The 23275-nt window shown below is 38.0% G+C and carries 41 protein-coding genes; 22 read left to right on the forward strand and 19 right to left on the reverse strand.

Translation table 11 applies throughout. The features are described from left to right. Window positions 1-142 precede the first annotated feature (142 nt). Genes J2X77_RS04595 through J2X77_RS04610 form a run of 4 tightly spaced genes read right to left on the reverse strand, consistent with a single transcriptional unit; the run spans window position 143 to window position 2948 of the window. A complete protein-coding gene (locus J2X77_RS04595) occupies window positions 143-556 on the reverse strand; it encodes a YARHG domain-containing protein (protein WP_310079335.1) in 414 nt (137 codons plus the stop codon). Further along, window positions 556-1056, reverse strand: coding sequence for a hypothetical protein (locus J2X77_RS04600; RefSeq protein ID WP_310079337.1), 501 nt, complete (start codon window positions 1054-1056; stop codon window positions 556-558). Before J2X77_RS04600 ends, J2X77_RS04595 begins: the two co-directional genes overlap by 1 nt. Continuing rightward, complete coding sequence (locus J2X77_RS04605; protein ID WP_209574627.1) at window positions 1053-1694, reverse strand: DUF2306 domain-containing protein; 642 nt, start codon at window positions 1692-1694, stop codon at window positions 1053-1055. Before J2X77_RS04605 ends, J2X77_RS04600 begins: the two co-directional genes overlap by 4 nt. A gap of 9 nt (window positions 1695-1703) precedes the next feature. Continuing rightward, the gene (locus J2X77_RS04610) at window positions 1704-2948 is read right to left on the reverse strand and encodes an ABC transporter permease (protein ID WP_209574629.1); all 1245 of its coding nucleotides are present in this window, start codon (window positions 2946-2948) and stop codon (window positions 1704-1706) included. Window positions 2949-3133: 185 nt separating this feature from the next. Here J2X77_RS04610 and queA point away from each other — a divergent pair, with 185 nt between their 5' ends. Next, a complete protein-coding gene (gene queA, locus J2X77_RS04615) occupies window positions 3134-4183 on the forward strand; it encodes a tRNA preQ1(34) S-adenosylmethionine ribosyltransferase-isomerase QueA (protein ID WP_209574631.1) in 1050 nt (349 codons plus the stop codon). Window positions 4184-4262: 79 nt separating this feature from the next. Then, window positions 4263-4946 carry a 2-C-methyl-D-erythritol 4-phosphate cytidylyltransferase gene (locus J2X77_RS04620; protein WP_209574633.1) on the forward strand — a complete coding sequence of 228 codons (684 nt, stop codon included), beginning with the start codon at window positions 4263-4265 and terminating at the stop codon, window positions 4944-4946. Between the two features lie 6 nt (window positions 4947-4952). Here J2X77_RS04620 and J2X77_RS04625 read toward each other — a convergent pair whose 3' ends face one another. The 9 genes from J2X77_RS04625 to J2X77_RS04665 form a co-directional block, all read right to left on the reverse strand. Next, complete coding sequence (locus tag J2X77_RS04625) at window positions 4953-5108, reverse strand: lmo0937 family membrane protein (protein WP_209574636.1); 156 nt, start codon at window positions 5106-5108, stop codon at window positions 4953-4955. An 80-nt stretch (window positions 5109-5188) separates the two neighbouring features. Continuing rightward, window positions 5189-5956: an MBL fold metallo-hydrolase gene (locus tag J2X77_RS04630; RefSeq protein ID WP_209574637.1), complete on the reverse strand. Its 768-nt coding sequence runs from the start codon at window positions 5954-5956 to the stop codon at window positions 5189-5191. Then, on the reverse strand, window positions 5953-6225 hold the full coding sequence (locus tag J2X77_RS04635; protein ID WP_209574639.1) for a hypothetical protein: 273 nt from the start codon (window positions 6223-6225) through the stop codon (window positions 5953-5955). Before J2X77_RS04635 ends, J2X77_RS04630 begins: the two co-directional genes overlap by 4 nt. An 86-nt stretch (window positions 6226-6311) precedes the next feature. After that, complete coding sequence (locus J2X77_RS04640; protein WP_209574641.1) at window positions 6312-7439, reverse strand: glycosyltransferase; 1128 nt, start codon at window positions 7437-7439, stop codon at window positions 6312-6314. Window positions 7440-7445: 6 nt separating this feature from the next. Continuing rightward, on the reverse strand, window positions 7446-8396 hold the full coding sequence (locus tag J2X77_RS04645) for a glycosyltransferase family 2 protein (protein WP_209575127.1): 951 nt from the start codon (window positions 8394-8396) through the stop codon (window positions 7446-7448). Between the two features lie 98 nt (window positions 8397-8494). Then, entirely contained in the window at window positions 8495-9097 is a 603-nt protein-coding gene (locus J2X77_RS04650; RefSeq protein WP_209574643.1) for a DUF4199 domain-containing protein, read from the reverse strand. A gap of 4 nt (window positions 9098-9101) precedes the next feature. Next, window positions 9102-9776, reverse strand: a complete 675-nt coding sequence (locus J2X77_RS04655) for a hypothetical protein (RefSeq protein ID WP_209574645.1) — start codon at window positions 9774-9776, stop codon at window positions 9102-9104. 5 nt (window positions 9777-9781) lie between these two features. Then, window positions 9782-11050: a dihydroorotase family protein gene (locus J2X77_RS04660; protein ID WP_209574647.1), complete on the reverse strand. Its 1269-nt coding sequence runs from the start codon at window positions 11048-11050 to the stop codon at window positions 9782-9784. Between the two features lie 215 nt (window positions 11051-11265). After that, window positions 11266-11835: a UbiX family flavin prenyltransferase gene (locus J2X77_RS04665; RefSeq protein ID WP_209574649.1), complete on the reverse strand. Its 570-nt coding sequence runs from the start codon at window positions 11833-11835 to the stop codon at window positions 11266-11268. A gap of 316 nt (window positions 11836-12151) precedes the next feature. Here J2X77_RS04665 and J2X77_RS04670 point away from each other — a divergent pair, with 316 nt between their 5' ends. The 17 genes from J2X77_RS04670 (at window position 12152) to J2X77_RS04750 (ending at window position 18611) form a co-directional block, all read left to right on the forward strand. Then, on the forward strand, window positions 12152-12343 hold the full coding sequence (locus J2X77_RS04670; protein ID WP_310079345.1) for a hypothetical protein: 192 nt from the start codon (window positions 12152-12154) through the stop codon (window positions 12341-12343). Window positions 12344-12525: 182 nt separating this feature from the next. Beyond that, window positions 12526-12831: a hypothetical protein gene (locus J2X77_RS04675; protein WP_310079347.1), complete on the forward strand. Its 306-nt coding sequence runs from the start codon at window positions 12526-12528 to the stop codon at window positions 12829-12831. A gap of 40 nt (window positions 12832-12871) precedes the next feature. After that, complete coding sequence (locus J2X77_RS04680) at window positions 12872-13102, forward strand: hypothetical protein (protein WP_310079349.1); 231 nt, start codon at window positions 12872-12874, stop codon at window positions 13100-13102. Window positions 13103-13105: 3 nt separating this feature from the next. Next, window positions 13106-13756, forward strand: coding sequence for a hypothetical protein (locus tag J2X77_RS04685; protein WP_310079350.1), 651 nt, complete (start codon window positions 13106-13108; stop codon window positions 13754-13756). A gap of 5 nt (window positions 13757-13761) precedes the next feature. Further along, window positions 13762-14232 carry an ASCH domain-containing protein gene (locus J2X77_RS04690; RefSeq protein ID WP_310079352.1) on the forward strand — a complete coding sequence of 157 codons (471 nt, stop codon included), beginning with the start codon at window positions 13762-13764 and terminating at the stop codon, window positions 14230-14232. Next, entirely contained in the window at window positions 14229-14579 is a 351-nt protein-coding gene (locus J2X77_RS04695; RefSeq protein ID WP_310079354.1) for a hypothetical protein, read from the forward strand. The genes J2X77_RS04690 and J2X77_RS04695 overlap by 4 nt, the downstream gene beginning before the upstream one ends. A 284-nt stretch (window positions 14580-14863) precedes the next feature. Then, complete coding sequence (locus J2X77_RS04700; protein WP_310079356.1) at window positions 14864-15310, forward strand: hypothetical protein; 447 nt, start codon at window positions 14864-14866, stop codon at window positions 15308-15310. Further along, entirely contained in the window at window positions 15307-15492 is a 186-nt protein-coding gene (locus tag J2X77_RS04705) for a hypothetical protein (protein WP_310079358.1), read from the forward strand. The genes J2X77_RS04700 and J2X77_RS04705 overlap by 4 nt, the downstream gene beginning before the upstream one ends. A gap of 14 nt (window positions 15493-15506) precedes the next feature. Continuing rightward, window positions 15507-15875: a hypothetical protein gene (locus tag J2X77_RS04710; RefSeq protein WP_310079360.1), complete on the forward strand. Its 369-nt coding sequence runs from the start codon at window positions 15507-15509 to the stop codon at window positions 15873-15875. 63 nt (window positions 15876-15938) lie between these two features. Beyond that, on the forward strand, window positions 15939-16424 hold the full coding sequence (locus tag J2X77_RS04715) for a hypothetical protein (RefSeq protein WP_310079362.1): 486 nt from the start codon (window positions 15939-15941) through the stop codon (window positions 16422-16424). Between the two features lie 57 nt (window positions 16425-16481). Beyond that, a complete protein-coding gene (locus J2X77_RS04720; protein ID WP_310079364.1) occupies window positions 16482-16751 on the forward strand; it encodes a hypothetical protein in 270 nt (89 codons plus the stop codon). A gap of 1 nt (window position 16752) precedes the next feature. After that, window positions 16753-17058 (forward strand): hypothetical protein, encoded by a 306-nt coding sequence (locus J2X77_RS04725; protein WP_310079366.1) that lies wholly within the window; start codon window positions 16753-16755, stop codon window positions 17056-17058. Next, window positions 17055-17450, forward strand: coding sequence for a hypothetical protein (locus tag J2X77_RS04730; protein ID WP_310079368.1), 396 nt, complete (start codon window positions 17055-17057; stop codon window positions 17448-17450). Before J2X77_RS04725 ends, J2X77_RS04730 begins: the two co-directional genes overlap by 4 nt. Then, a complete protein-coding gene (locus J2X77_RS04735; RefSeq protein WP_310079369.1) occupies window positions 17447-17743 on the forward strand; it encodes a hypothetical protein in 297 nt (98 codons plus the stop codon). The genes J2X77_RS04730 and J2X77_RS04735 overlap by 4 nt, the downstream gene beginning before the upstream one ends. A 20-nt stretch (window positions 17744-17763) precedes the next feature. Beyond that, window positions 17764-17958 carry a hypothetical protein gene (locus tag J2X77_RS04740; RefSeq protein ID WP_310079371.1) on the forward strand — a complete coding sequence of 65 codons (195 nt, stop codon included), beginning with the start codon at window positions 17764-17766 and terminating at the stop codon, window positions 17956-17958. Window positions 17959-18015: 57 nt separating this feature from the next. Then, complete coding sequence (locus J2X77_RS04745; RefSeq protein WP_310079373.1) at window positions 18016-18246, forward strand: hypothetical protein; 231 nt, start codon at window positions 18016-18018, stop codon at window positions 18244-18246. After that, window positions 18243-18611 carry an HNH endonuclease signature motif containing protein gene (locus J2X77_RS04750; RefSeq protein WP_310079375.1) on the forward strand — a complete coding sequence of 123 codons (369 nt, stop codon included), beginning with the start codon at window positions 18243-18245 and terminating at the stop codon, window positions 18609-18611. Before J2X77_RS04745 ends, J2X77_RS04750 begins: the two co-directional genes overlap by 4 nt. Here J2X77_RS04750 and J2X77_RS04755 read toward each other — a convergent pair. The 3 genes from J2X77_RS04755 to J2X77_RS04765 are packed head-to-tail and all read right to left on the reverse strand — an operon-like array spanning window position 18599 to window position 19665. Beyond that, window positions 18599-18910, reverse strand: a complete 312-nt coding sequence (locus J2X77_RS04755; RefSeq protein WP_310079378.1) for a hypothetical protein — start codon at window positions 18908-18910, stop codon at window positions 18599-18601. The genes J2X77_RS04750 and J2X77_RS04755 overlap by 13 nt on opposite strands. Before the next feature lie 60 nt (window positions 18911-18970). Beyond that, window positions 18971-19393: a hypothetical protein gene (locus tag J2X77_RS04760; protein ID WP_310079380.1), complete on the reverse strand. Its 423-nt coding sequence runs from the start codon at window positions 19391-19393 to the stop codon at window positions 18971-18973. 2 nt (window positions 19394-19395) lie between these two features. Next, the gene (locus J2X77_RS04765) at window positions 19396-19665 is read right to left on the reverse strand and encodes a hypothetical protein (protein WP_310079382.1); all 270 of its coding nucleotides are present in this window, start codon (window positions 19663-19665) and stop codon (window positions 19396-19398) included. Between the two features lie 34 nt (window positions 19666-19699). On the opposite strand from J2X77_RS04765, the gene J2X77_RS04770 reads away from it, so the two are divergent. Continuing rightward, window positions 19700-20386, forward strand: a complete 687-nt coding sequence (locus J2X77_RS04770; RefSeq protein WP_310079384.1) for an SOS response-associated peptidase family protein — start codon at window positions 19700-19702, stop codon at window positions 20384-20386. Here J2X77_RS04770 and J2X77_RS04775 read toward each other — a convergent pair. After that, window positions 20355-20564, reverse strand: coding sequence for a hypothetical protein (locus tag J2X77_RS04775; protein WP_310079385.1), 210 nt, complete (start codon window positions 20562-20564; stop codon window positions 20355-20357). The two genes, J2X77_RS04770 and J2X77_RS04775, sit on opposite strands and share 32 nt — an antisense overlap. 57 nt (window positions 20565-20621) lie before the next feature. Here J2X77_RS04775 and J2X77_RS04780 point away from each other — a divergent pair, with 57 nt between their 5' ends. Then, entirely contained in the window at window positions 20622-21089 is a 468-nt protein-coding gene (locus J2X77_RS04780; RefSeq protein WP_310079387.1) for a hypothetical protein, read from the forward strand. Next, the gene (locus J2X77_RS04785) at window positions 21076-21300 is read left to right on the forward strand and encodes a hypothetical protein (RefSeq protein WP_310079389.1); all 225 of its coding nucleotides are present in this window, start codon (window positions 21076-21078) and stop codon (window positions 21298-21300) included. The genes J2X77_RS04780 and J2X77_RS04785 overlap by 14 nt, the downstream gene beginning before the upstream one ends. Before the next feature lie 52 nt (window positions 21301-21352). Here the strand turns inward: J2X77_RS04785 and J2X77_RS04790 are convergent, their stop codons facing one another. Together J2X77_RS04790 and J2X77_RS04795 are read right to left on the reverse strand one after the other, a co-directional pair. Continuing rightward, the gene (locus J2X77_RS04790) at window positions 21353-21589 is read right to left on the reverse strand and encodes a hypothetical protein (protein WP_310079391.1); all 237 of its coding nucleotides are present in this window, start codon (window positions 21587-21589) and stop codon (window positions 21353-21355) included. A gap of 167 nt (window positions 21590-21756) precedes the next feature. Further along, a complete protein-coding gene (locus tag J2X77_RS04795; RefSeq protein ID WP_310079393.1) occupies window positions 21757-23235 on the reverse strand; it encodes a hypothetical protein in 1479 nt (492 codons plus the stop codon). Between the last annotated feature and the right edge of the window lie 40 nt (window positions 23236-23275).

Below are 23275 nucleotides of genomic sequence, written 5' to 3' on the forward strand. Positions count from 1 at the left end.
GAACAGTTCTGTGAAATAATCAACAAACAACTCACAAATCTATCGCATAGCCATATTTAATAAAAAAGCTGCCTCAATAAATTTGAGACAGCTTCTTTTTGTGAAATTGATCTTTCGAATGTTTCGGAATGGATTTTATACCTTATCTTCCAAAGGTGTCATAATTATCCGTTGCATATTTTTCAAATCTCGTCAATAAAGCGATATTATCTTTTTCCAATGGACTCAAATCTGCATTCACATCTTTTGAAATAGGCACATACCAGTCTACAGGCTCAAAAAATTGGCGAATGCTTGGTTTAGTAAACGCATAGCCATGTCGGGCAAAAATCGTATTCCGAATAATCTCCAGATCCAATTTCTTAAGATTTTTCAGGTCTTTCTCGGTCAACTTTTGTTTAGATGCATTGACCGTAAAAACTGCAGGGGATGCCGACCTATAATATTGTATAACGTATGTATAAGTTGAATCTCCATCTACATCGGTTTCCTCTTTTCTCTTTTCGTTAATCCAGTCAACCAAAGTCCCATTTTCCTCATCCTGATTTTTCAGCATCAGATTAGGATTATATGCGAATTGCTTTTCAACAGTTTGAAACTTCGTTTTTTTATCTTTACCCCTGGATCGTAGGCAGTCCAACTGCCAATTAACGTATCATGATTAAGCTTAATTTCAAAACGGCCATCGGACTTTTTATCGCCGGGCTCATCCAACAATAGCCGAAAGTCACTACCGTTTTCTTCCAGCTTTCCCACAAAAGAACGCAGATTTCCTTTCACCACATTCTGTCCGAATACACGCCCCTTATCTGTGATTTTTTTTATGGTCAAATTTATCTTTGGAGAATAATCTGTAATTGGCAAACCGTCCCCTTCTTCCAGTGTATTTTCATCAACTACAAATTCTCCCACCCAGTTGCCGTATAGTTCCTGATGTGCCTCATGCTCAACAAAAACGCTATCTTTTGTTCCGGGGGCTTCATTCTTTCTGCCTCTCCCTTCCTTACATCCTACAATGACCACAAGCAATAACACTAAACAAATATTTCTCTTCATAATTTTTGATTTTTTTGATAAATAATAAATTCCGCCAATAACAAATTTGGTATCCATCCCAGCCATGCGATAATCTGGTAGACGTCCATTGGATTGGGCTGGAACAAATAGACTAAAGCCAGTTTCCAAAAACGTAGTGTCAGTGCAGAACAGGTTAATGCAAAGCTACGGATCATAAAATCGTGGTGTTTATTAAATTTTCTCTGACGCGCAAAATGAACTGCCTGGTAGGTAAAATAAAACCATCCCAATCCCAGTAATTCAAATGCAATAATAGATGTTATCCCACCATTCGCAACCAAACCAATCAGTAATCCTGAAGGAGCGGCGCAAACCAAAATGGCGTATACATACAAATATCCTATACTTCTATGTAATCGCGGATATTTATTCAATAGGTAATTACTAAACTGGGTGAAGCCAGCCGGCAGCGCGAAGATGGCAGTACAGACATGGACATAAAAGACGTAGCGATACCACCAAAGTTCTTCTATTTCAGTTTGCTTGATCAGTAATAAGTTAGCATCCAGCTCAAACCCACGGTAGCGCAGTGTAATCTCTACCATTAGCATACAGCTATAGGCAAAAGTTAAAAGCCAAAATCCCTGCAGTATCGAAAATTGAGCTTTTTTAAACATATCTTCTCTTTAATTGCTTCGGATAGCTTCCACGGGATCCAATCGAGAAGCCATTAAAGCAGGAACAATGCCGGATATTAGCCCGATAAAAGTAGAGAGTGAAATTGTCAGGATAACCATTTTCAAACTAACGACGATAGCAACACCAGTCGCAGCCTGCACAAGAAATGCTAAAAAATAAACAACGATCAGACCTATTCCTCCCCCCAAGAGGCAGAGCACGATAGATTCTATTAAAAACTGAGAAAGGATAAAGAAATTTTTGGCTCCCAGCGCCTTTTGAATTCCGATGATGTGTGTACGCTCCTTAACGCTGACAAACATGATATTGGCAATACCGAAACCACCGACTAGGATTGAAAAAATACCAATCGAAAAACCCGCAAGATTAATTATTCCAAAAAGCTGATCCAGTGCACCTGTAATCATTGTTGTCTGATTAATAGAAAAATTTTCCTCCCGTTGAGGAGATATACGACGAATTGAACGCATAAGTGTCTTTGCTTCACTCTCTGCTTCAGCCAGCGTATAGTTCGGTTTAATTACCATCGCTATACTTGGTGAAAAATTATCATAATTGACCAAATTCCTCGCGAGCTCAAATGGAATAAAGGCGGTATCATCAGGTGAGGTATTGATTAATACACCATTTCCTTCTTTCTTTAACACTCCAATAACTTGAATTTTTCGGCCTAGCATGTTGATATATTTACCAACCGGTTCATCATTAGGAAAAAGTCCTTCCGCTATATTGGCCCCCAATACAGTCACGAGGGCGCCCCCCCTCGATTCACTTTCGGCAAAGTAACGGCCATCTACGATATTTAAATTTTGAATATATAGGTTTTCATAGGTCGCGGCATTAACCGATGAGCCCTGTGCAGAATTACTTTTATATTTTATTGTCGTATTGCCAATATTGATCATATAAGCCATATATTCAGCAGTCGTCATTCGGCTTTTTAAATCCAAGTAATTATTATATGTGGGTTCCGGTCTATTCAAGTACTTCCACCAGGGGAAATTTGGTCCTCCATCCCAAGGCCATTTTTCTATGTAGAGAGTTTTGCTTCCTATCTTCTTTACTGACTCCTCGATATTATTTCGAAGTGTATCTACAGCGGAGAATACGCCAATAATCGTAAAAATACCAATGGTCACACCCAACAGCGACAGTAAGGTGCGTGTACGATTGTCTTTTAATGCCGAAAAAGCAAACTGACAACTCTCCAATATCAATCTAAAGAATAGCATAATTTGTATTCTAAAATACAATATAGTTTTGATTTAATGTCAAAATCGTTAAAAATATCTACATAAATTAGAATTACCGCCCTTCTATACCCAAAAAAGTTATAACTTTGTATGCTTTTTGCAACCTAATATTTGGTGCACTGTAATGCACTAAAAGGTAGACATTAAAATATATATCATTAAAGATGAAGTTATCTCAATTTAAATTCAACTTACCAGAATCATTACTTGCTTCTGAACCTTCTGAAAATCGTGACGAATCGCGCTTGATGGTCCTACACAGAGATAGTGGTAAAATTGAACACAAAATTTTCAAAGATGTATTGGATTATTTCGATGACAAAGATGTCATGATTTTAAACAATACTAAAGTTTTTCCAGCGCGTCTTTATGGGAATAAAGAGAAAACTGGAGCTACGATTGAAGTTTTCTTGCTGCGTGAATTGAACAATGAGCTTCGCCTTTGGGATGTATTGGTCGATCCTGCACGCAAAATACGTGTTGGCAATAAATTATATTTCGGCGATGAAGACTTATTGGTTGCTGAAGTAGTGGATAATACAACTTCTCGGGGCCGTACGATCCGGTTTTTATTTGATGGTACCGATGAAGAGTTCCGCCGTAATATCGAGATCTTAGGTGAAACACCACTACCTAAATACATCAAGCGTAAAGCTACACCAGAAGACAAATTCCGCTACCAAACTATTTATGCAAAAAATGAAGGGGCTGTTGCCGCTCCTACAGCGGGACTTCATTTCTCTAGAGAATTGATGAAACGCTTAGAATTGAAAGGCGTTGATTTTGCAGAGGTTACTCTTCACGTTGGTCTTGGAACTTTTCGTACTGTTGAAGTGGAAGATTTAACTAAACATAAAATGGATTCTGAACAGTTTATCATAACTGACGAAGCTGCAAAAGTTGTCAATAAAGCTATCGACAACAAACGTCGCGTATGTGCTGTAGGAACGACTTCTATGCGGGCAATAGAATCTTCTGTGTCTGCTGACCATCATTTAAAGGCGGCATCGGATTGGACAAGTAAGTTTATTTATCCGCCTTACGATTTCAGTATTGCAAATTCCATGATCACAAATTTCCATACACCGGAATCCACTTTGCTTGTGATGATTGCCGCGTTTGCAGGTTATGAAAATGTAATGAATGCATATGAAGTTGCTGTGAAGGAAAAATATAGATTCTATAGCTATGGCGATGCGATGTTAATCGTTTAATCCTATGTTTAATAATAAATAAAAAACGTGGATAGTCTCAAGCTATCCACGTTTTTTATAAATCTTAACTTTCAATAACATGAACTTTGTCATAATCGTTGCAGCCGGAACAGGAAGCAGAATGAATAGCGACCTTCCAAAGCAGTTTCTTTGCTTAAATGAACTGCCCATTGTCATGCATACAATTAATCGATTTTGTCAATGTAAGATTGTATCGGAAGTAATACTAGTGATCAGTGAGGTAATGGAGGAATTGTGGAATGAACTGTGTTCGGAACATGACTTTACTTTACCTATCCATCTCACTTATGGTGGTCGAACCCGATTCGAAAGTGTTAAAAATGGAATTAATTACATTGAGGAAAATTTCAAAATCCGTTCAGAAGATTATATTGCAGTACACGATGGCGCTCGTCCTATTATTACTGAAGAGCTAGTGAACAAAGCATTTCAAGGCGCTTATGCCCATCAGGCAATTGTTTTGGGACAAAAGAGTATTGAATCCGTCCGCATGGGAGATGTTTCCTTTAATTCTGCTTTAGATAGAAACCATACCTGGTTAATACAAACTCCGCAGGTATTTCATGGAGAGTTGCTACTAAAATCATATCAGCAAGTGGAAGACCCCCTTTTTACGGATGATGCGTCTGTGGTAGAGAAGATGGGCAACAGTATCGCTATTATTGAAGGTGATGCTAAAAATATAAAGATCACCTACCCTCAAGATCTACAAATTGCCCAGCTTTATTTAAATTTGATTTGAAATGTATTACGCGTTACCACGGATGACACGCAATAATACCACAATAATTGCAATCACCAAAAGGACGTGAATAATGTTATTGCCAGCTGCATAACCTCCAAAAAAACTTATCGCCCAAATGATGACCAAAATAACAGCGATGATATACAGTAAATTTCCCATTTTCTTTTAATAATTTAATACCTAAATCTATTTTATAGGTATAACAAAGAAAATGGAAATATAGTTTTATAATAAATAGATTAGCTGATCTCCAGCTGTAACCTATCGTAGGCTAGCAACATATTTTTCGGCAATTCTTTTGAAACAATTTCATGCAATCCCATTCGGTGCCCTATATGTGTAAAATAAGTTTTATCTGCCTGAATATCATAGGCAAATTCAATCGCTTCGTCCAATGTTAAATGGGAAATATGAGATTCTTTCTGAAGTGCATTTACAACAAGTACCTTAACACCTTTCAATAGCTGCCGCGATTCTTCACTGATAAATTTTGCATCAGTGATATATGCAAACTCTCCGATCCTGAAGCCCAAGACTGGCATTTTATAATGAAGCACCTCGATAGGCATAATTTCCGTACCGAACAAAGGCAAAGATACACCAGCCCTTATCTCCTCCAAATCCAATCTCGGCGCTCCTGGGTATTTTGTTTCAGTAAACGCATAATAAAATTCGCGCCTTAGCGCTTCGTGTAGATCAGCTGTACCGTAAATGGAAATAGAACTATGCTGCTGATAATTAAACGCTCTTACATCATCCAAACCAGCAATATGGTCTTTATGCGAGTGTGTCATTAACACAGCATCCAAGTGCATAACTTTCTCACGCAACATCTGATACCTAAAATCCGGACCAGTATCGACCACTACTGTATGTTGATTATATTCAATAAGGATAGAAGAACGTAATCTTTTATCACGCTGATCTTCAGATTGGCAGACCTGACATTGGCACGCTATGACAGGTACCCCCTGGGATGTTCCGGTTCCTAAAAATGTAACTCTCAAGCTATAATTTTTGATTTCAATACCTCTTCATAAATTGGAAGAAGCTTCTCAGAAATGGCTTCCGAATCAATTTCAATATCCAATAATATGTTCCACAATGACTGGATTTTTATTTCAAGATTCGAAAACTTATTGACTACTACAACTTTTGTCGTCTGCAACATACAAGCACCTGTACGGAATGACCCTTTTTCATACCTAACTTTATACCCCTGTTCCTTAAAAAATTCTTCTAGCTTAGTTAAGCTGCTTTGTGTAAACGGCAACAAAATCTCTCCTTCTTTTAAAATTCTACCTCAGTATTCCAAACTTAGATAAATTTGATTTTATATACAAATAAAATAACCCTTAGCGATCAATGCGCCAATTTAAGAAGTTCATTACCGAATGTTTCCCAGCTATATTTTCTTTTTTCGTCTATGATATTTGTTCTAAATTGTTCTTCTTTGTTGTAATGGTAAAAAGAAAAAATGCGTTCTGCGATTTCCTCTGCTTTGGGCTCGACAACATAACCAACATAACTATCTCGAACCAATTCGGGCAACCCACCGACATTACTTACAATCATTGGAAGATCGAAATGATAAGCAACTTGGGTGATTCCACTTTGCGTAGCGCTACGATAAGGTAACACGACACAATCCGCGGCTGAAAAATAACGCCCTACCTCCTGATTTGGAATAAAATCGGTATGCATAAAAATAAACTCTTCGAGTTTATACTTCTTTATAAGATCCAAGTATAACGCAGGGTCATCATAAAATTCCCCAGCAAGCAATAATTTAACCCCCATCTCACGTAGCCTGGTATCGTTTAAAGCTTGCAACAAGATATCTAAGCCTTTGTATTGACGAATAAATCCAAAGAACAAGATCACTTTACCCTCTTGATCAATGTTAAGTAGTCTACGAGCTTCCTTTTTACTTTGATGAGTGCCATAGTTATCGTAAAGGGGATGAGGGGTATACACTGCTGGCATTTTCGGGCTTAGCAATTTGAGGTCCAACAGAACGCTTTTACTCATGGTGAGACAAGCATCAACAGATTTCAAAAAGTACCGGATCAATAGCTTATCCCCTGGTCGCTGTTCATGGGGAATTATATTATCAGCGATACATACTATTTTAGTATGCCTATTCTTCCGAACCTGTCGCTGGATTGTACCCAAACACGGCCCGAAAAAGGGCATCCAAAATCGTACGATAAGAAGATCATATTTGGCATTTCTAAGTTCCTTGCCCACACTAATCCAATTAAATGGATTGATAGAATTTACTTTTGTTTTGATATTGAGTCCCTCTGGTGCAGGCTCATCCGAGTATTGTGACTTTCCAGGAAAAAGAAAATTTGGGTACTGCAGACTGAAGGAGTAGATATCCACTTCATGGCCCAACTGCTGAAATTGGGATGCTAACCGTTCATTAAAAGATGCTATCCCTCCACCCCTTAATGGGTAAGCAGATCCTAAAATCACAATGCGCATAACGACTTAAATGACTTTCTCAATTTGATAATCATTCCGATCGGAGCTGCTTCTAGAGACTAATTCTGCCAAGAAACCTGTCAGAAATAATTGCGTGCCCAAAATAATAGCGGTTAGCGCAAAGAAAAACAATGGTTGATCTGTTATATCTCTAAAAGGTGTTCCGCTGGCAATACTTATCAATTTATGGCAAATTAGATAAATAGATATAAATAAACCTGCCAGAAAACTAATAACGCCCATAACCCCAAAAAAATGCATCGGCCTCTTCGAAAACTTACCAACGAAAAATATGGACAATAAATCGAGGAAACCTTTCACAAAGCGGCCAGGACCGAATTTGGTTGTACCGTACTTACGTGGATAATGCTGTACGATCTGTTCTTGTATATTTGTAAATCCGGCCCATTTTGCAATTACAGGTATATAACGATGCATTTCACCATACACTTCGATATTTTTAACAACTTCCTTTTTGTAGGCTTTTAGACCACAGTTAAAATCATGCAGGTTGTGTATTCCAGACATCGACCTTGTCACCCCATTAAACAATTTGGTAGGTAGTGTTTTGGTTAATGGATCATATCGTTTTTGTTTCCATCCCGATACTAGGTCAGCCCCCTTATTTATGATTCGGTCGTACAATTCAGGAATCTCATCGGGACTATCCTGGAGATCCGCATCCATTGTAATAACGACATCACCTTGTGCAGCAGCAAAACCCACATTTAATGCTGCAGATTTTCCATAGTTACGTCGGAATTTGATAGCAGAAATATTCGTGTTGTTTAACTTTAACTCTTCGATAACCTTCCAGGAATGATCTTTACTTCCATCGTCAACTAAAATAATTTCGTATGAAAAATGATTGGCCGCCATAACACGGTCGATCCAAGCTGTCAATTCGGGTAAGGATTCTTCTTCATTAAACAAAGGAACAACAACAGAAATATCCATGTGAATGTTAATCATGCTAAAAGTATAGTGTTATAATACCAACAAAGGTATTACTTTTTCAGCAATACCTTGTAGGAACAGTTTTATTTTGTTAGGCACTAAATGGCGTCTTGTCTAATCGCTAATTTTTCTCGCTTTGTCAAAGCTGATAGTAACAATGCAAAAACAAATTGAAACATCAAGGTGATCGCCAACCCCTTCAACACTTGTCCTAAGGTAATTTTGCCGATAGAATCAACTTGTTTTTCAAGCTCCGCTATTTTTGAATCTATAACTTCGTCAGGAACATTATTCTTTTCCATATACTCAATGGTTACGTTAATGGTATGAGTCACAACCTTTTCTTGTAACGTTGGATTAACGAAGTTAACATAGAGCTGTGTACCGATCGTGGAAATAATAGTAGAAATAGCAAGCATCATAAAGATCGATTTTAATGCTATTGAAAAATTCCAGTAGCCACCATTTGTTTTCCGAAGAGCGAAAGCGAACAAGGCAGCGATGATAACAAAAACCGCTGTATTAACGATAAATGACATCGACATTACCCCCCAGAAGGAATTTAAGTCTTTGACAACAAACAGGACAATTAATCCTAGGATAAAAGAAATTATTCCCAATATGACACCATAGATAATACTTTTCTTTTTGTCGATTACCGCATCAAATCCTACATTACTTGGGTTGATTAAATCTGCCATAAAATTATTTATTATAGTAAGTACTCATTATTTGGTAAAGGGCAATATCAAAAGCCTTATTGGAAGACGCTTCAGCATATTCCTCAAATTGCTTTTCAGAGGGCTTGAATTCACTAAAGAAGCTCATAATAGGATAGAAAAGTTCATATACCTCGCTTTTCGGATTTATTCCTTTACCGACTTTCGCGATTTCAGCATATGGACTATCTACCACAATTTGGTTAGCAATGATATCTTCATAAATTTCATGCTCGTCTTGAAATTCGTCTTCATCAACCAGTAAAAACTCTTTTAAGAAGTCATCCAATTCAGGTTCAATCTCATCGTCTTTACATTCCCCTAAATAAAGAAAAATATTCAATAATTCAGTCCCACGATCTATGGTTTCATCTTCGATTGCTTCCCATTCTTCTGAATCCAAATAATCATCTTCCAGCTTCAATACGTCGTTGGAGAAAAAATTCATCAATAAAAGATCAACATATACTTCGCGAAGTTCGTCAAACAAAGGATAGTCATCGAAAGACTGGTCCAACAGTTCTAACTTTTCCAAATAGCTTACTTCCGTGTTGAATACGCGAATAATCTTTTCAAGGAATTCCGGGGCTGTCGAAATTCCATCAACCTTTCCATAATTTAATATACCTGCCTCAACGGCTGCTTTAATATTTGCTTCCATGGTTTTTAATCGTTTTTAATAATTTGACTATTATTGATGACCAATTCGACAGCACCGTTTAAGGTCTTTCCGAATAGAGGTGAATTTTTTGATTTGGATTTATTGGTTTTCTCATCGAAATTCCATGCTTTCGATGCGTCAAATAAAACAAGATTGGCTGCTGCTCCCTCTTCAATCTGAGGTACTTCAAGTCCTAAAATTTGCCTTGGTCTGACGGACAGACTATTTACAATTTGTTCTTCGTTCAATCCGGCACGAATCAACAGCGGCAGCACTGTCTGCAAACCAATAATGCCATTTTTGGCAATATGGAATTCGACATTCTTGAATTCTACTTCTTGCGGTGTATGTTGCGAGACAACAGCATCAATAGTTCCATCCTTGATTCCTTTAAGTAATACCTTAAGATCTGCTTTCGTTCTTAATGGGGGGCTAACCTTGTAATTGCTGTCGAAACCAACGATATCTTCGTCAGTAAACACCAATTGATGTGCGGCAACATCGCATGTGACTTGAAGACCTTTTGCTTTCGCTTTTTTTATCAGATCAACAGCTTCTGGTGTGCTTATGGAAGCAAAATGAATAGGAGCTCCTGTATATTCTGCTAGATAGAGATCGCGAGAAACCATTAATGATTCGGCAAGGTTTGGAATACCCTTCATACCTAAATAAGTACTCATAGCGCCTTCATTCATCTTGTTTCCTCCTGCCATCGACTCATCTTCCGCATTCGAAAAAATTAATCCATTAAACCCCTTAGCATACAACAATGCTCTGCTCATTAGTCCCGCTTGTTGAACACTCCGGTTTCCATCACTAAAAGCAACAGCCCCGGTTTGCTTCATATCAAATAATTCGGCCAGTTCTTTGCCTTCTCTCTTTTTGCTGATCGCACCAATTGGATGTACATCCACAATATTTCCTTTCGCAGTATTGACAATTAGAGCGACCTCTGAACGGCTTTGAATAGTTGGCTCAGTATTAGGCATCACGGCTACTCCAGTGAAGCCACCTGCAGCAGCTGCTGCTGTTCCGCTTAAGATATCTTCTTTGGTTTCTAGCCCAGGCTCTCCAAAATTGGCATGTAAGTCAAAAAAACCAGGCGCTAATATTTTTCCGGAGCCATCAATGGTCTCACTATCTTTATCCGCTAATTTGACAGATTTTCCAATCTGTGCAATCTTTCCATCTTCAATAAATACATCCACTTGCTGCTGATGAAATTTATTCCCAGGTAAAATTACTTTAACAGAAGTAATCAATAAGCTTTTCATATATGATTGTGATTGAAATTAAAAGGATACAAAGTTTTAATCGAAGCACGTAGCTTGTGCATTGTGAACAGATAGAATGGCGCTTTATCACTATAAATCATATAGCTATAAATAACTTTTTCGCTTGATGCTTGTGATTGCTTCATTTCGAGAAACAAAGTTACAAAATACAAATTTATTAAAGAACATTAAAAATAGATTTCGGCAACGATTACCTAGGAATTTTCCCCCCACTGATAATGCTTAAAGTCAAATCCAGCAAGACTCAAAATACGATCAACAACGGTTTCTGCTACCTCTTCAAACGTCTTTGGTAAGCTATAAAATGAAGGTGATGCCGGACAAATGATGCCACCTGCCTCTGTCACCAGTTTCATATTCTGAATGTGAATGATACTTAAAGGTGTCTCACGTGTAACCAAAATCAATCGTCGCCGCTCTTTTAAGATGACATCAGCAGCGCGTGTTGTCAGATCAGAAGATATGCCATGCGCTATTCGCGACAATGTACCCATCGAACAAGGACAGACAATCATGGTATCATAGCGAGCGGAGCCCGATGCAAAAGGAGCAAAAAAATCACCTTTATCATAAAATTTGAAAGGTACATCCTGGTAACTTTCATCGCCTAATTCCGCACGCCATACATCCTTCGCATTATTCGACATGACAATACCAACTTCAGCGATTTGTGTTTTTAACACCAAAAGCTTTTTAAGTAAAACTTTAGCATAAATTGAGCCGCTAGCTCCCGTAATAGCTATAACTATCTTTCTTTTAGACATCTCTTTTAAAATATAAAACAAAGCTATAAAAAAAGGGTCGTAGTGAGACTATTTTTACAACGTCCAAATATCTAAATTTCAGATATTTACATATTATTTAAAATTAACACACACCATATACACACAAATAATTAGGTTTTTGTGTCCGCCCTATTTTTTCGCTAAGACAAATATACCGAAATATCGGCTTTCAACCTTAAAAATGATAACTCTAAAAAAGTTAGAAAAAATGTTTAATTTTTGTTTGAATTTTAAATTAACATTGTTTAACTTTGTATAACAAATAAGAGATATTAAAATATTAAATCATTAGAGCATGAAAACAGTAACAGTTAATCACTCTGGAAAAAGAGCTTTCAATTTTATGGTTGAAAATGGGTTCATTACTTATGACTGGATCGATTATGTTGATCAGGATGGCAGCGAAGTTTTGAGCGATGTTAAGGCTAAGGAAATAGTCAAAATCGATAATTCCATTAAAGGACAAAAAACCATTTTTTACAACTAAAAATATGTGATCATCACATTAAATACATAAAATATGAAGACGCTATTATTTTTCTACAACATAATGAATGAAGCGGAAAAGCAAATCGTCAAAGAGACGGTTTGGGCTTATATTAAAGTTATTGGACTATTGCTTTCGCTAGCTTACCTAGCTTGTTCATTCATCTTAATTTTCGGTTAACCATGGGACAAAATTTTTCAGAAGAAAACCTATTGTCTTTAGGTTTTGAAGTCGACGCCCCTTGGGGCGATAATTCGCTGCCCGACTACTCTATGTTTTTAGGCCAAGGCATGACAATGCACATTGTAAACTTCACCGAAGCCTTTTTAGAGGTAGATGGGAAAATTAAAGAATTACAAGGCATAAGAAACGTTGCATCTCTCACAAGCGGATTATTGCTATTCGGGCAAAAGGTTGACTTAAGCAAAGCTCTATACGCCATGGACAGCCAACCTGCCAGTAAAAACGAGCTGGTTTTAAAACATTAACCAATGGCGCCTCACTGGCGCCTTTAAAAAAGAAAAGAACATGGAAAATCAAATAAAAGTAGGACAAAGCTGCAAGGTAGTGGTGATAACCGATAATAGCGAATATCCGTCCGTTTATAAAATTGGAAATACAGGCGTATTAATAGATGAATATCCTAGCGGAAATGCTAAAATATGTATAGGTAATACCAATGAATTTACAGGATCATGGCATGTATTACAAGGGTGTTTTAAAACATCAGGCAAGTTAACAGTAACTAAAGTAAAGTAGGTTATGAAAACATACGGAAGTGAACCAATCGAAATAGCAACAGATGTTGTTGTCGATAACGATCAAATGTATTTCTATCAGTACCTACCTCTAAAAATGAGAGGCGACTTAATAGATTTTACTCTGCCTGATCAATTGAAACCCTTAGTGGATATTATCGTAGAATGCTGCAATGACTTCTTTCATAATATATGCGAGGGATCATTGTCAATGTATGATGACCACTACATATATCTTACTGCAAAAAATCTATATATCAAAAGTGGCGAAAACCTTAATCGAATGGGGTGGCACTGTGATGGATTTATGAGTGAAGACATAAATTACATTTGGTGCGATTGCATACCCACAGAATACGTGACAGGAAATTTTGAATTGATCCAAGATCACAGAGAAAGCATTGAGCAGATGAATAGATTATTCTACAAGTCTGATCCACTTAAATGCAAACCAAACAGCATTTATAGGCTCGACGAAACAGTTATTCATCGTTGTGATTACAATCACTCAAACGATGCTGTATTACGGCATTTTGTTAAGGTGTCATTCAGCAAAGAGAAGTACAACCTTAAGGGAAATTCCCATAACTACCTTTTGGATTACAATTGGGAAATGAAAGACCGTGATTATAGTAGAAATCATCCAGTTAAATAGAAGCCATGAAAACAATAAGCATAAAACAACCATGGGCAAGCCTTATTGCTCATGGTATAAAGGATATTGAAAATCGAACCTGGGCGACTAAGTACCGTGGTACAATTTACATTCATGCAAGTGGTAAACCTGCGTTTACTGGAAGTTACAAAGACAATTTACCGAAAGGATTTTGGGATAATTTGCAAGAAAAAGAAAAACGAAATTTTATTGATTCCTTTCAACACAGAGGCGCTATCATCGGTAAAGTTGACATTGTTGACTGCGTTATCAACCATGGTAGCATTTGGGCTGAACGCACGCCGAGTTGCTCACCTCATTATCCAGAAGGCTTGCCTGCATACATGGGCAAAGGTCGTGAAGATGCTATCTACAATTGGGTATTAGCCAATCCAGTATTGTTTGACGAGCCTATTTTGAATGTAAAAGGCAAATTATCATTATGGGAATTTGACGGGAAGGAGTCGAACTCATGAGTGCTACACTAATTTCAGAAAACACATTCACCGCTAAGAAAAAGCATTTATGCGACCTATGCGGCCAGCATATCCAAGTTGGGGAAAAATATAAACGTCAATTCTGTGTCGACGGTAATGCCTATGCATTTAAAATGCATTTTGTATGTGAGGATATTTCAAAGGTTTACAGCAAAGAATATGATTCGGATGGCGAAGGATATGATCACAACTGTTTTTCACACGACGTATTCGAGAACTTCGAGGTAGTAGTCGGCTTTAAAAGTGATGGTTTGAAATACCAAGAAGCCTTAAAATTATTCAAACAAAAATGGATCGAAGGAAAGGAGACCAAAGGAATTGGATAACACAAGATATGAATGTACTGAATGCGGTTGGGTTGGTACTGATCAGGAAAAAGCCATAATCAATATTGATGGATGGGATTGTAGGGCATGTCCAAAATGTAAAAATGAGGAATTCTACATCGCTAAAAATAAAGAGTCAGAAAAAGGATAACCTATTTATCAAGCGACTTCCCTAATTCTTCGATCAGGTATGGAACTAAAAACAACGCATTCGCGATCATAACAATGGTTCCAAGTAGATAAATAATTGTGTGCCTTTTCATAGCACCAAAATAATAAAACAAATGGAAAACACATTAGAAAATAAAGCGAAGTTCTTCGCTCAGTATTGGGGACAAAATGTAAGATTCTGGACATTAAATGGGCCATCTATCTTATCCAAAGTCGGCCACACATATATGACCAAAGCTATTTTGGATAGTAGCACTCTTGAGCTAAAGCCAATTTCAACATTAAGTAATGAAGATGCAATTAGGCTTTTTGATCTAAGAAAGTATGATAAAATTGAGATTACAAGACACTTTTCAGGTAAAGACCATGTGGGCGTTGAATTTAAATGGGTCGATGATTTTATAAACAACGCTGACGGATTCTCTTATAGTTCGATAGGTCTGTCAATACCTGAAATAACCCACAAACAAGCAATGCTAGCCATTTCCATGGGCTATTACATTGGCGACAGAATTGAGATAGATTACGGCTGGGTAAAGCTTAAAGAACAAATAAAATGACACCCGAGGAAATAGGACAACTAATCGAATTAATTATAGGCAAAGAGATCAGCATCGAAGAAATATGTGCGATTGAATGTGTGAGCGTAGAAGATCTTTCCAAAGTAATAGATGAGGTGATGACCTTTCGATCTATGTACTCGAGAAAAAATTCGGTTGTTGTTCAGGCCTCATTAGTTTAGAAAGGAGAAAGGAAATGAAGCACATCGCACTATTATCCGGCGGCCACGCATCTGCAATAGTCGCCATTGAAATAACAAGGAAGTTTGGAAAAGAAAATGTCATTTTACTCAACCATAATATCAATCCAAATTATGAGGACAAAGATATAAAGCGTTTTAAAAAAGAGATTTCAGAATATCTTGGACTACCAATAACATATGCAAATTATGGGGATACAGATAACGAAAAAGAATTGCCCAGTCAATTTGATATAGCAATTATGAAGAAAGGCTTCAAAGCTTACAATAGCTCTGAATTCTGTACTTACGAATTGAAAACAAAGCCTTTTTATGAATACTTAAATCATAATTTCCCTAATAAGGATTGCATTGTTTATTACTGATTTGGTGAAGATGAATTACATCGTGTAGAGCGCCGGAAAACCATTTTAAATGACATTGAAATAATGTCAGATTACCCAACAGCGGTATGGGGCGGGCGGCAGTATACAGCGCTTATTGAATATTTTAACAAGCAAGGTAAGCAATTCAGTTCGATCGCTTTGGTCGAAAAATATAAGGATACTAGTGGATATCAACGAACTATCACTTCCACACTTGAAATAGGTATTCAGCCACCAAATACATATACTGTTTGGAAGCACGCAAATTGTGTAGGATGCCTCAAGGCAGGGAAACAACATTGGTATTGTGTCTATGTTCACCGTAGGGATATTTTCGAAGAGGCTAAAAATGCTGAATATCTAGTTGGTCACAGCATCATTGCCGAAGGTGTTTGGCTAAAAGATCTTGAAAAGGATTTTGAAAAAATGTTTGCTGCTGGCGTACCAGCTAATGAGCATGTAAAAGAAGGTAAATTTTGGAAAGCAGCGAGGCGATACACTAAAAAGGGTTTACAGGATATGTTCCCTTGTGAGTGTTGGTCTGCATAATGTTTAACCCCCTCCCCGATTAACTTATTCTAATCGTGGGGATAAAATAAAAGAAGAATGATAAAGAAATTTATAAAAAAAAGCAATAAACCATTAGATGGTATTCAGCTTACAGAATTTAATAGGAAAGAGGTTATGGAATGGCTTTCAGGAGCTGGTAAAGAAGGGCCTGATGGATCAATATTCCTTAAAACTCCTGAATCTGGCGAAGGAACACAAATTGTTCATACAGGTAAGTTTATCCTAAAAGGGTATACACAGCAATTAGGTTGGCACTTTTGGCCTGTTGATGAAAGTTACATGAACGAAAACTACATGGAGGTTTAATATGAAAAATTTCGAAGATGTCAGAAATGAATATTTTATAGAATTAGGATTCAAAAATCCCGAATCTGCGGTATTTGATATGTCATTAGGTCGCTCAAAATTGGAATCCGCGATTATGATTGAGAGGCACTACACTGAAATAGGAAAACGCTTTGCCCTCGAAGTAGCCAAAGAATCATTAAGTAATGCAGCGGATAATGTGTCTATGAAAATGAAAGACAATGCCTATGAACTTGATTTGATGGATGATATTTTAGAGGTTGACAAAGAATCTATTCTATCACATGATAACATACCAGAGCTATGATTTCAGCATCAGACCTTAGAATCGGGAACTACGTCGCTTCCGATCATTTTAAAGACCGTGACGTAATAGTCAAAGTAAGGCTAATTGGACAAGATCAGGCTATTGTAGAGCATCCTAACGGACTATCGGAGCCCATGCTTTACAAAGGGGAAATGAGGGGTATTACGCTAACAGAGGATCTGTTGCTGAAGTGTGGGTTTATAGATATATCTTCTTACAAAGACTTTCGACTCGTTATAAATGAAGATTTATATATTGAAGTTTCTCTTAGGAAAAATATCAATGCCTATGTAAGTGTATCCGACATAGATATTATCAATGTTATCTATCTCCACCAACTACAGAACCTGTACTTCGCGCTTACTGGAAAAGAATTGGAGGTTAAGCTATGACCAAACTAAGCGAAGACGATCGCATCCTAAAAGAATTCCTGGATAATCACATTGATTTCTACACCCTCCGAAAGGTTCGATTTTTTCCAAAGGAAATGAAGAAAACGGATATACACGGACAGGCAAAACGAATCTGTGAGTTCTTCGGATACAAAACCGTCTATGAGTATGGTGCAAAGGCTATCTATGCACACGTGTCCTATGCATATGGGCACCGTCCAAGTTGGGTGAATGAAAAAGGAGAATATGAACAAGCCCCATTCGTTGAGAAGTTCGGCGGATGGGCAGAGTAATAACATCAAATTTTAAAACTATGACAATAAAACAATTAAAACAGGCTATTTCCGATCTTCCTGATCACATGGATGTGTTTATCGGGGAGAAATCAACAGAATTTGGATACGGATTGGTAAACACTGCTAAAGTCAAGAAGATAAACTTCTTTGATTCTTCAAGCGATGAAACCCCTTTGGCTTCGGATGATGTATTTGTATTAGAGGAGGAATAAGATATGAAAATAATAGACAACAGAGAACTGTTTGAAGTAGAATTGAACAGTGAAGCCATGCAAGTTTTAGCACTGAATTTAAACCAAGCCATTGCTCATGTATTATCTGAACACCCTTTAGATGATAAAGACGATTACATCAGAGGTGAAAAGATGAGCGATGCTGAAGTGAAGAATGCTGTGGGATGGGACGAGGAAACTAGAACATCCTTTAATCTAGTTGAATGGATAAAAGAAGAGATAAACCCTGGCGATAAACCCATTATCTTGACGTACATCGAGGTATGAATTTAACCAAACCCCAAAGAGAAGCGCTCCGACTAAAGTATTCGGGGCGCTGCGCTTATTGCGGATGTGAACTTAGTGAACGATGGTGTGCGGACCATATAGAACCGATAGTTCGCGATTGGGTAAACGGTGGTTGCAAGTACCCCGAACGTGATATTTTTGAAAATCTAGCTCCAGCCTGTCCGTCCTGCAATACCATAAAAGGCAGCCTATCCTTAGAAAGCTTCCGAAAGGTCATTGGTGGCTTCATTACCTCACTCAATAGAGACAGCACACAATACAAGTTTGCAAAGCGTTATGGATTAATCCAGGAAAAACAGGTTGAAGTTAGGTTTTACTTTGAGGAGGTCGGTTACGACTTATGAGAATACATTAAAAATTTTGTATTCACAGTATGAATAGCTTCTAATGCATCATCTCGGAAAGATTTTAAATCTCTACTTCGCTCAATTGATTGCACATTTCTTTTGGTACTTAGTTTATCTAACACATTTGACATTTCCTTTTTCCAGTTCCCCGAATCAGGCATATCATTTGGCCAATGATCTAAGACTAAAGATCTGTAGGTTTCAAAGCTTATAAAAAGGTCTCCCCCTGTTTCAGCTTGTATCTTGATGTACTTCCTAATACCTTCAAGAGTTTCTAGTAATTTGATTATTACCATATCGCAAATATCAGCAATAAAACAACATGATTTCGGCAAAAGCGCTTTGCGCTCTGAAAATTATGATTTCACCACCGGATCAACCCAATAAACTTCATGATTCGTCAATGTCAGCACGTCGCTCGGAGATACATTGCATAGAATAATATCTTCTAATCCATCCCCTATGATAAATTGAAGATCAAAAGGAGGTACCACCGAGCCGTACAGTATACTGCCCTCATCAAGAACATATAGATCTGAAGTGATCATATTAACGCGGTTCTTTGTCACCCAATCGCTCAACTCTTGCTTATTCATCTGCTTAACACGGCCAGCCAAGTCGCGAGCTTCCTCCAGTTCTTTGACTGCAATATCCGGAAATTCTTTCTTTACAGTCGCTTCGTACAAATCCCAATTGCCTGTACGAATAGCTTCATTTCTCAGATATAGCTTGCGGCCGTATTCCCCGACTTCATTATAGTAATGTTGTAATGTTTTCATAATTATTCCTCTATAAATACACTTCCTTTTAGGTCTTCCTCATCGATATTAAGCAAAGCATCCTGAATGACCAATATATTAGGTTCCTGAAATGGAATCGTCGTAATTCCCTCGCAATCCAAAGCAACTAACCAATCAAACACATTCGGTACCGCGATCGCCTTCCATGTTATATTTTCGCTATCTTCACAATCATAAGGTGCAATAAGTACATTATACCCCTTGCTCTGAAGTTCTTTCAATACTGAGTGCGTAAGCTTTGCAAATCGCATTTTTCTTGCTACTTTTAATTAAATATACAAAATTATGTGTTACCATACTTCGACTCCAAGCACCAAGCAACTTGTAGACGCTCTACAGGGAAAGAACGTTCATTATCAGAAAGAAGAAATCTTTCATGTGAGCGGCTTCACTCGGCCATACCTTCCTGTTACTCTGAACGAGGATCAGGATAGCGTTGTGCCTGCTAGGTGGAAACTCATTCCATTTTGGGTAAAAACCGAAGATGATGCTGCCAAGTACGCTAACACACTTAACGCTGAATCAGAATCTATTTTTGAAAAGGCATCCTATAAACACTCCATCCTTAAAACTCGGGGCCTACTTTACGTAAATGGTTTTTACGAACCTCACAAAGTCGCTGGGCAAAAGGACACTGAAAACTATTACATCTACACACCGACAAAGGAAATTTTCACTATCGGTGTTGTCTATGCTAATTTCAAGGACTACGAAACTAACAACGTCTACCCTACTTTTTCAGTTATCACAACAGCGGCCAATCCTTTACTCGAGGAGATCCATAACGAAAAGAAACGCATGCCTTTGATCATTCCTCCCGATCGTCGTGATGCATGGTTGAATGCTTCCAGTAAAGAAGATGTGCAGCAGCTCATGATACCTTATGATGGTGAACTTGGAGCACACAAAGTATTTCGCGTGACTGGAGCTAAAGGCGATACTAATCGCCCTGATATTCAGGATGCGATTTAAATTTCCTTCTTTCCATTACTACCCATTTTATCGCGGCTTCTAGTTCGTCTGGCCACGCTTTTAGTCCTTCTTCCAATATCTTTGCACCTGCTTCAATTCCAACTTCCTGCGAAGCTGAAAGAGCCGTTTTTCTAATGTGATCAACGTACCCCGTTGGTGGTTCTTTACTTAGTTTCATAAAACAAATGTACAATTAGATTTGTTATTTTACTAAATTTGTTAGTAATTTTGATTTATGAAACCTCTCGAAGTCTATTGCCGCAATCGTGTTATGTACGTCCAGATGACTGTACACGATAAGAGCATGGGCATGAAAGATTACCATCTTTACAACAAAAATGGTCTTGCCTTTTATGTTTTCAGGAAATCCCAGGGTGTTTGGGAGCTTGCATATGGAGAGCTTGCGGATGACATTAAAGAAGCGTGCATTGATGCTCTTATTCTTCGCTTTGATGATGACGTACCGGAGCTATTCTATCATAAGGGTAAGCGCCAGGTAGTAGAGGTACGCGCAAAGAAATATAGCCTTTGGCATATCTATCTCAATAATGCCTATGTCGGTAGTATTGATCATGACAAGTATTCAAAAGCTTTTGACTATCATATTGAAGATGACGGCCTACTGACGGACGATCACGTTCAAAAATATATCGGAATGATCCAGCGAGGAGAATTAAAGTGGATAAAGGATGATATTCGATAATTTTGAAGTTGATGGCATTCCACAGGTTGTCAATATAACCCCGTTATTCGGCGGATATTTTCACGTATACATTAATAAAAGATTTGTTACAGATATATCTATGATGAAAGATGGATGGACGGTTCATTTCAACAATAATTCTTGGCTGACCAAAGATGAAGCTGATATAATAATCGAGATGATAGAATCTGGGGAAATTCCAACTGAATAAAAAAGGCTGATCATGCGACCAGCCTACACATCAACCATAAAAATAAAACCTATTAATCGTGTCCTTCAGTCTTAACGATTTTATTGTAAATTCCTAATAATAAAAACGGTGCCGCCCATTGACCGACGAACAAAGCTGTATTATCATCTTTTTTGTTGCAACATTTTAACGCTGCTGAAATTCCCATAGCTGCAAGTGAAGCTGCTAAGAATAAAATCGAGGGAACTTTCGATGTTTGCTGTTCTACCTCTTTAGTTACTTTGTCTTCATTTCCTGTTGTAAGTGCCATAATATTTATTCTTTGGTTTACCTATGAAGTAGTTTGGTAATGAAATAGTTCATTATTAAATAAAAAAGGCCGAGTTACTAGGCTCGAACCTTAACAAATGAAATGTTTTTATTATAATGGAGGCTTATAATTATAAATTTTCAGTTCTTCACTGTTGGCGCCTCTCTTTACTCTACACCGAGTGCACGAAGAAGGTTTTTCTTTCCATCAGAATCTTTTAGCGCATTGACATGATACTTTGCATCTAACTGGTTTGCAGCAGATTTTTTTGCGAGATAGCGATCTACATATTGTGTTGCATGTTGCAATATAAATCTGCGACAGTCTATATTAACGCTGATGCCCTTGTCAAAATTGCCATAGGTAAGGCCTGTTACGATTTCATTCGACGAGATTGATTTTATACTGTTCTTATTCAATCCACTGATATTAAAGGTGAGCGCCGGATAGTAGAAGTCCGATTGATTGGGAAATTTGATTTTCACGATTAACTTATTCCCTTCTATGCGGCTACTGATTATGCTATTTAGTCGGTTGTAATTGTATTCATAATACTCTTCTTGCGATGGAAACCACAAAATGTCTTCACCGTCTTTTCCATACGTATTGTTCAACCAGAGCAGGAGCTGCGCCCAGTCATGATCCGTTTCGTGTACGCCAATATGGACTGCTTCGCGGTGAGCGACATCTTTTGCTGCAGCATCGTTGACCAGTTTTTCTACCTCGGCGGCGCGATTGACAAATACCCTGGCCAAGGTCTTTTGCTGCAAGGTTGAATTGACCTGATACGGGATAAGCTTATCGGCACCAGTCTGCGCCGTCATGGTCTGGATCGCTGGAAACCCAAGCGCAGCCTGCAGGTATGATTTATTTCCATTGGGCTCGGCCAAAAACTTGATGTTTCGGCCATTCAATCTTTTTTTTGTGATTTGTTGTGCCAGGTCAAAATGCTTGATCAGCGAGTCGACATTGTTGACTGCGGTGGTATTGAGGTCGTGGAATGCAATGGCATTCCCATCGTTAAGCATTTCGATCACATTGTTCCATCGAAGGCCAGATTTCATGTAGAAGCGGAAGAAGTTTTCCGTAAAGCCTTTCTTTACGACAGTTGGGTCGTTCATAAACTCCCATTCCGGCGCCAGTGTGGAGGTAAAATGGAACCTGACCTCATTGCCAAAACCATCCGTACTACCCAGTGTTTTGCCCAGCAGGTAACTGTTTGGGGGCATATCATCAGCTACTAGGTGCTCAATGTCAAAATAATATTTCCGTTTAATGTCCGAGCGATCAATCGGTTTACCATTAATGGCTGCCCAGGTCATGCTGAATGCCGATTGCTTACAGTCATCCTGTGTGAGCATAAATAATAAGCTCTTGTTATATTTTAGTGGCGGAATGTTTACAATGGGCGTTTCTGTTATCCCGTGACCAGGTTGAAGTTCGATGATGATCTCCGCTTCTTGTCCAGTCTTTTCCTCACCAAAAGGATAGGCATACCGGGCTATATTTCCGCCAGTATCTGGCGGTGATACCTCTTTTCCGTCTCCGGTTTTACTTCCCGGGTAAAGATCTTTTTTTAGGCAAGAAGACAATAGGCCACATACTAACGTAAATAGTATAGCTTTTGTGTAAATAATTTGGCGCATACGCAAAGATAGACATTCTTATTGTATTAAGTATTTCGTT

The organism is Sphingobacterium sp. 2149 (genome assembly GCF_031455655.1).
In the GTDB taxonomy this organism is placed as follows: Bacteria; Bacteroidota; Bacteroidia; order Sphingobacteriales; family Sphingobacteriaceae; genus Sphingobacterium.

Excerpts from the sequence above, each read along its gene's own strand:
- J2X77_RS04595 (WP_310079335.1), bottom strand. The coding sequence starts at position 556 with ATGCTGAAAAATCAGGATGAGGAAAATGGGACTTTGGTTGACTGGATT.
- J2X77_RS04600 (WP_310079337.1), bottom strand. The coding sequence starts at position 1,056 with ATGAAGAGAAATATTTGTTTAGTGTTATTGCTTGTGGTCATTGTAGGA.
- J2X77_RS04605 (WP_209574627.1), bottom strand. The coding sequence starts at position 1,694 with ATGTTTAAAAAAGCTCAATTTTCGATACTGCAGGGATTTTGGCTTTTA.
- J2X77_RS04610 (WP_209574629.1), bottom strand. The coding sequence starts at position 2,948 with ATGCTATTCTTTAGATTGATATTGGAGAGTTGTCAGTTTGCTTTTTCG.
- queA (WP_209574631.1), top strand. The coding sequence starts at position 3,134 with ATGAAGTTATCTCAATTTAAATTCAACTTACCAGAATCATTACTTGCT.
- J2X77_RS04620 (WP_209574633.1), top strand. The coding sequence starts at position 4,263 with ATGAACTTTGTCATAATCGTTGCAGCCGGAACAGGAAGCAGAATGAAT.
- J2X77_RS04625 (WP_209574636.1), bottom strand. The coding sequence starts at position 5,108 with ATGGGAAATTTACTGTATATCATCGCTGTTATTTTGGTCATCATTTGG.
- J2X77_RS04640 (WP_209574641.1), bottom strand. The coding sequence starts at position 7,439 with ATGCGCATTGTGATTTTAGGATCTGCTTACCCATTAAGGGGTGGAGGG.
- J2X77_RS04645 (WP_209575127.1), bottom strand. The coding sequence starts at position 8,396 with ATGGATATTTCTGTTGTTGTTCCTTTGTTTAATGAAGAAGAATCCTTA.
- J2X77_RS04650 (WP_209574643.1), bottom strand. The coding sequence starts at position 9,097 with ATGGCAGATTTAATCAACCCAAGTAATGTAGGATTTGATGCGGTAATC.
- J2X77_RS04655 (WP_209574645.1), bottom strand. The coding sequence starts at position 9,776 with ATGGAAGCAAATATTAAAGCAGCCGTTGAGGCAGGTATATTAAATTAT.
- J2X77_RS04660 (WP_209574647.1), bottom strand. The coding sequence starts at position 11,050 with ATGAAAAGCTTATTGATTACTTCTGTTAAAGTAATTTTACCTGGGAAT.
- J2X77_RS04665 (WP_209574649.1), bottom strand. The coding sequence starts at position 11,835 with ATGTCTAAAAGAAAGATAGTTATAGCTATTACGGGAGCTAGCGGCTCA.
- J2X77_RS04670 (WP_310079345.1), top strand. The coding sequence starts at position 12,152 with ATGAAAACAGTAACAGTTAATCACTCTGGAAAAAGAGCTTTCAATTTT.
- J2X77_RS04675 (WP_310079347.1), top strand. The coding sequence starts at position 12,526 with ATGGGACAAAATTTTTCAGAAGAAAACCTATTGTCTTTAGGTTTTGAA.
- J2X77_RS04680 (WP_310079349.1), top strand. The coding sequence starts at position 12,872 with ATGGAAAATCAAATAAAAGTAGGACAAAGCTGCAAGGTAGTGGTGATA.
- J2X77_RS04685 (WP_310079350.1), top strand. The coding sequence starts at position 13,106 with ATGAAAACATACGGAAGTGAACCAATCGAAATAGCAACAGATGTTGTT.
- J2X77_RS04690 (WP_310079352.1), top strand. The coding sequence starts at position 13,762 with ATGAAAACAATAAGCATAAAACAACCATGGGCAAGCCTTATTGCTCAT.
- J2X77_RS04695 (WP_310079354.1), top strand. The coding sequence starts at position 14,229 with ATGAGTGCTACACTAATTTCAGAAAACACATTCACCGCTAAGAAAAAG.
- J2X77_RS04700 (WP_310079356.1), top strand. The coding sequence starts at position 14,864 with ATGGAAAACACATTAGAAAATAAAGCGAAGTTCTTCGCTCAGTATTGG.
- J2X77_RS04705 (WP_310079358.1), top strand. The coding sequence starts at position 15,307 with ATGACACCCGAGGAAATAGGACAACTAATCGAATTAATTATAGGCAAA.
- J2X77_RS04710 (WP_310079360.1), top strand. The coding sequence starts at position 15,507 with ATGAAGCACATCGCACTATTATCCGGCGGCCACGCATCTGCAATAGTC.
- J2X77_RS04715 (WP_310079362.1), top strand. The coding sequence starts at position 15,939 with ATGTCAGATTACCCAACAGCGGTATGGGGCGGGCGGCAGTATACAGCG.
- J2X77_RS04720 (WP_310079364.1), top strand. The coding sequence starts at position 16,482 with ATGATAAAGAAATTTATAAAAAAAAGCAATAAACCATTAGATGGTATT.
- J2X77_RS04725 (WP_310079366.1), top strand. The coding sequence starts at position 16,753 with ATGAAAAATTTCGAAGATGTCAGAAATGAATATTTTATAGAATTAGGA.
- J2X77_RS04730 (WP_310079368.1), top strand. The coding sequence starts at position 17,055 with ATGATTTCAGCATCAGACCTTAGAATCGGGAACTACGTCGCTTCCGAT.
- J2X77_RS04735 (WP_310079369.1), top strand. The coding sequence starts at position 17,447 with ATGACCAAACTAAGCGAAGACGATCGCATCCTAAAAGAATTCCTGGAT.
- J2X77_RS04740 (WP_310079371.1), top strand. The coding sequence starts at position 17,764 with ATGACAATAAAACAATTAAAACAGGCTATTTCCGATCTTCCTGATCAC.
- J2X77_RS04745 (WP_310079373.1), top strand. The coding sequence starts at position 18,016 with ATGCAAGTTTTAGCACTGAATTTAAACCAAGCCATTGCTCATGTATTA.
- J2X77_RS04750 (WP_310079375.1), top strand. The coding sequence starts at position 18,243 with ATGAATTTAACCAAACCCCAAAGAGAAGCGCTCCGACTAAAGTATTCG.
- J2X77_RS04755 (WP_310079378.1), bottom strand. The coding sequence starts at position 18,910 with ATGGTAATAATCAAATTACTAGAAACTCTTGAAGGTATTAGGAAGTAC.
- J2X77_RS04760 (WP_310079380.1), bottom strand. The coding sequence starts at position 19,393 with ATGAAAACATTACAACATTACTATAATGAAGTCGGGGAATACGGCCGC.
- J2X77_RS04765 (WP_310079382.1), bottom strand. The coding sequence starts at position 19,665 with ATGCGATTTGCAAAGCTTACGCACTCAGTATTGAAAGAACTTCAGAGC.
- J2X77_RS04770 (WP_310079384.1), top strand. The coding sequence starts at position 19,700 with ATGTGTTACCATACTTCGACTCCAAGCACCAAGCAACTTGTAGACGCT.
- J2X77_RS04775 (WP_310079385.1), bottom strand. The coding sequence starts at position 20,564 with ATGAAACTAAGTAAAGAACCACCAACGGGGTACGTTGATCACATTAGA.
- J2X77_RS04780 (WP_310079387.1), top strand. The coding sequence starts at position 20,622 with ATGAAACCTCTCGAAGTCTATTGCCGCAATCGTGTTATGTACGTCCAG.
- J2X77_RS04785 (WP_310079389.1), top strand. The coding sequence starts at position 21,076 with ATGATATTCGATAATTTTGAAGTTGATGGCATTCCACAGGTTGTCAAT.
- J2X77_RS04790 (WP_310079391.1), bottom strand. The coding sequence starts at position 21,589 with ATGGCACTTACAACAGGAAATGAAGACAAAGTAACTAAAGAGGTAGAA.
- J2X77_RS04795 (WP_310079393.1), bottom strand. The coding sequence starts at position 23,235 with ATGCGCCAAATTATTTACACAAAAGCTATACTATTTACGTTAGTATGT.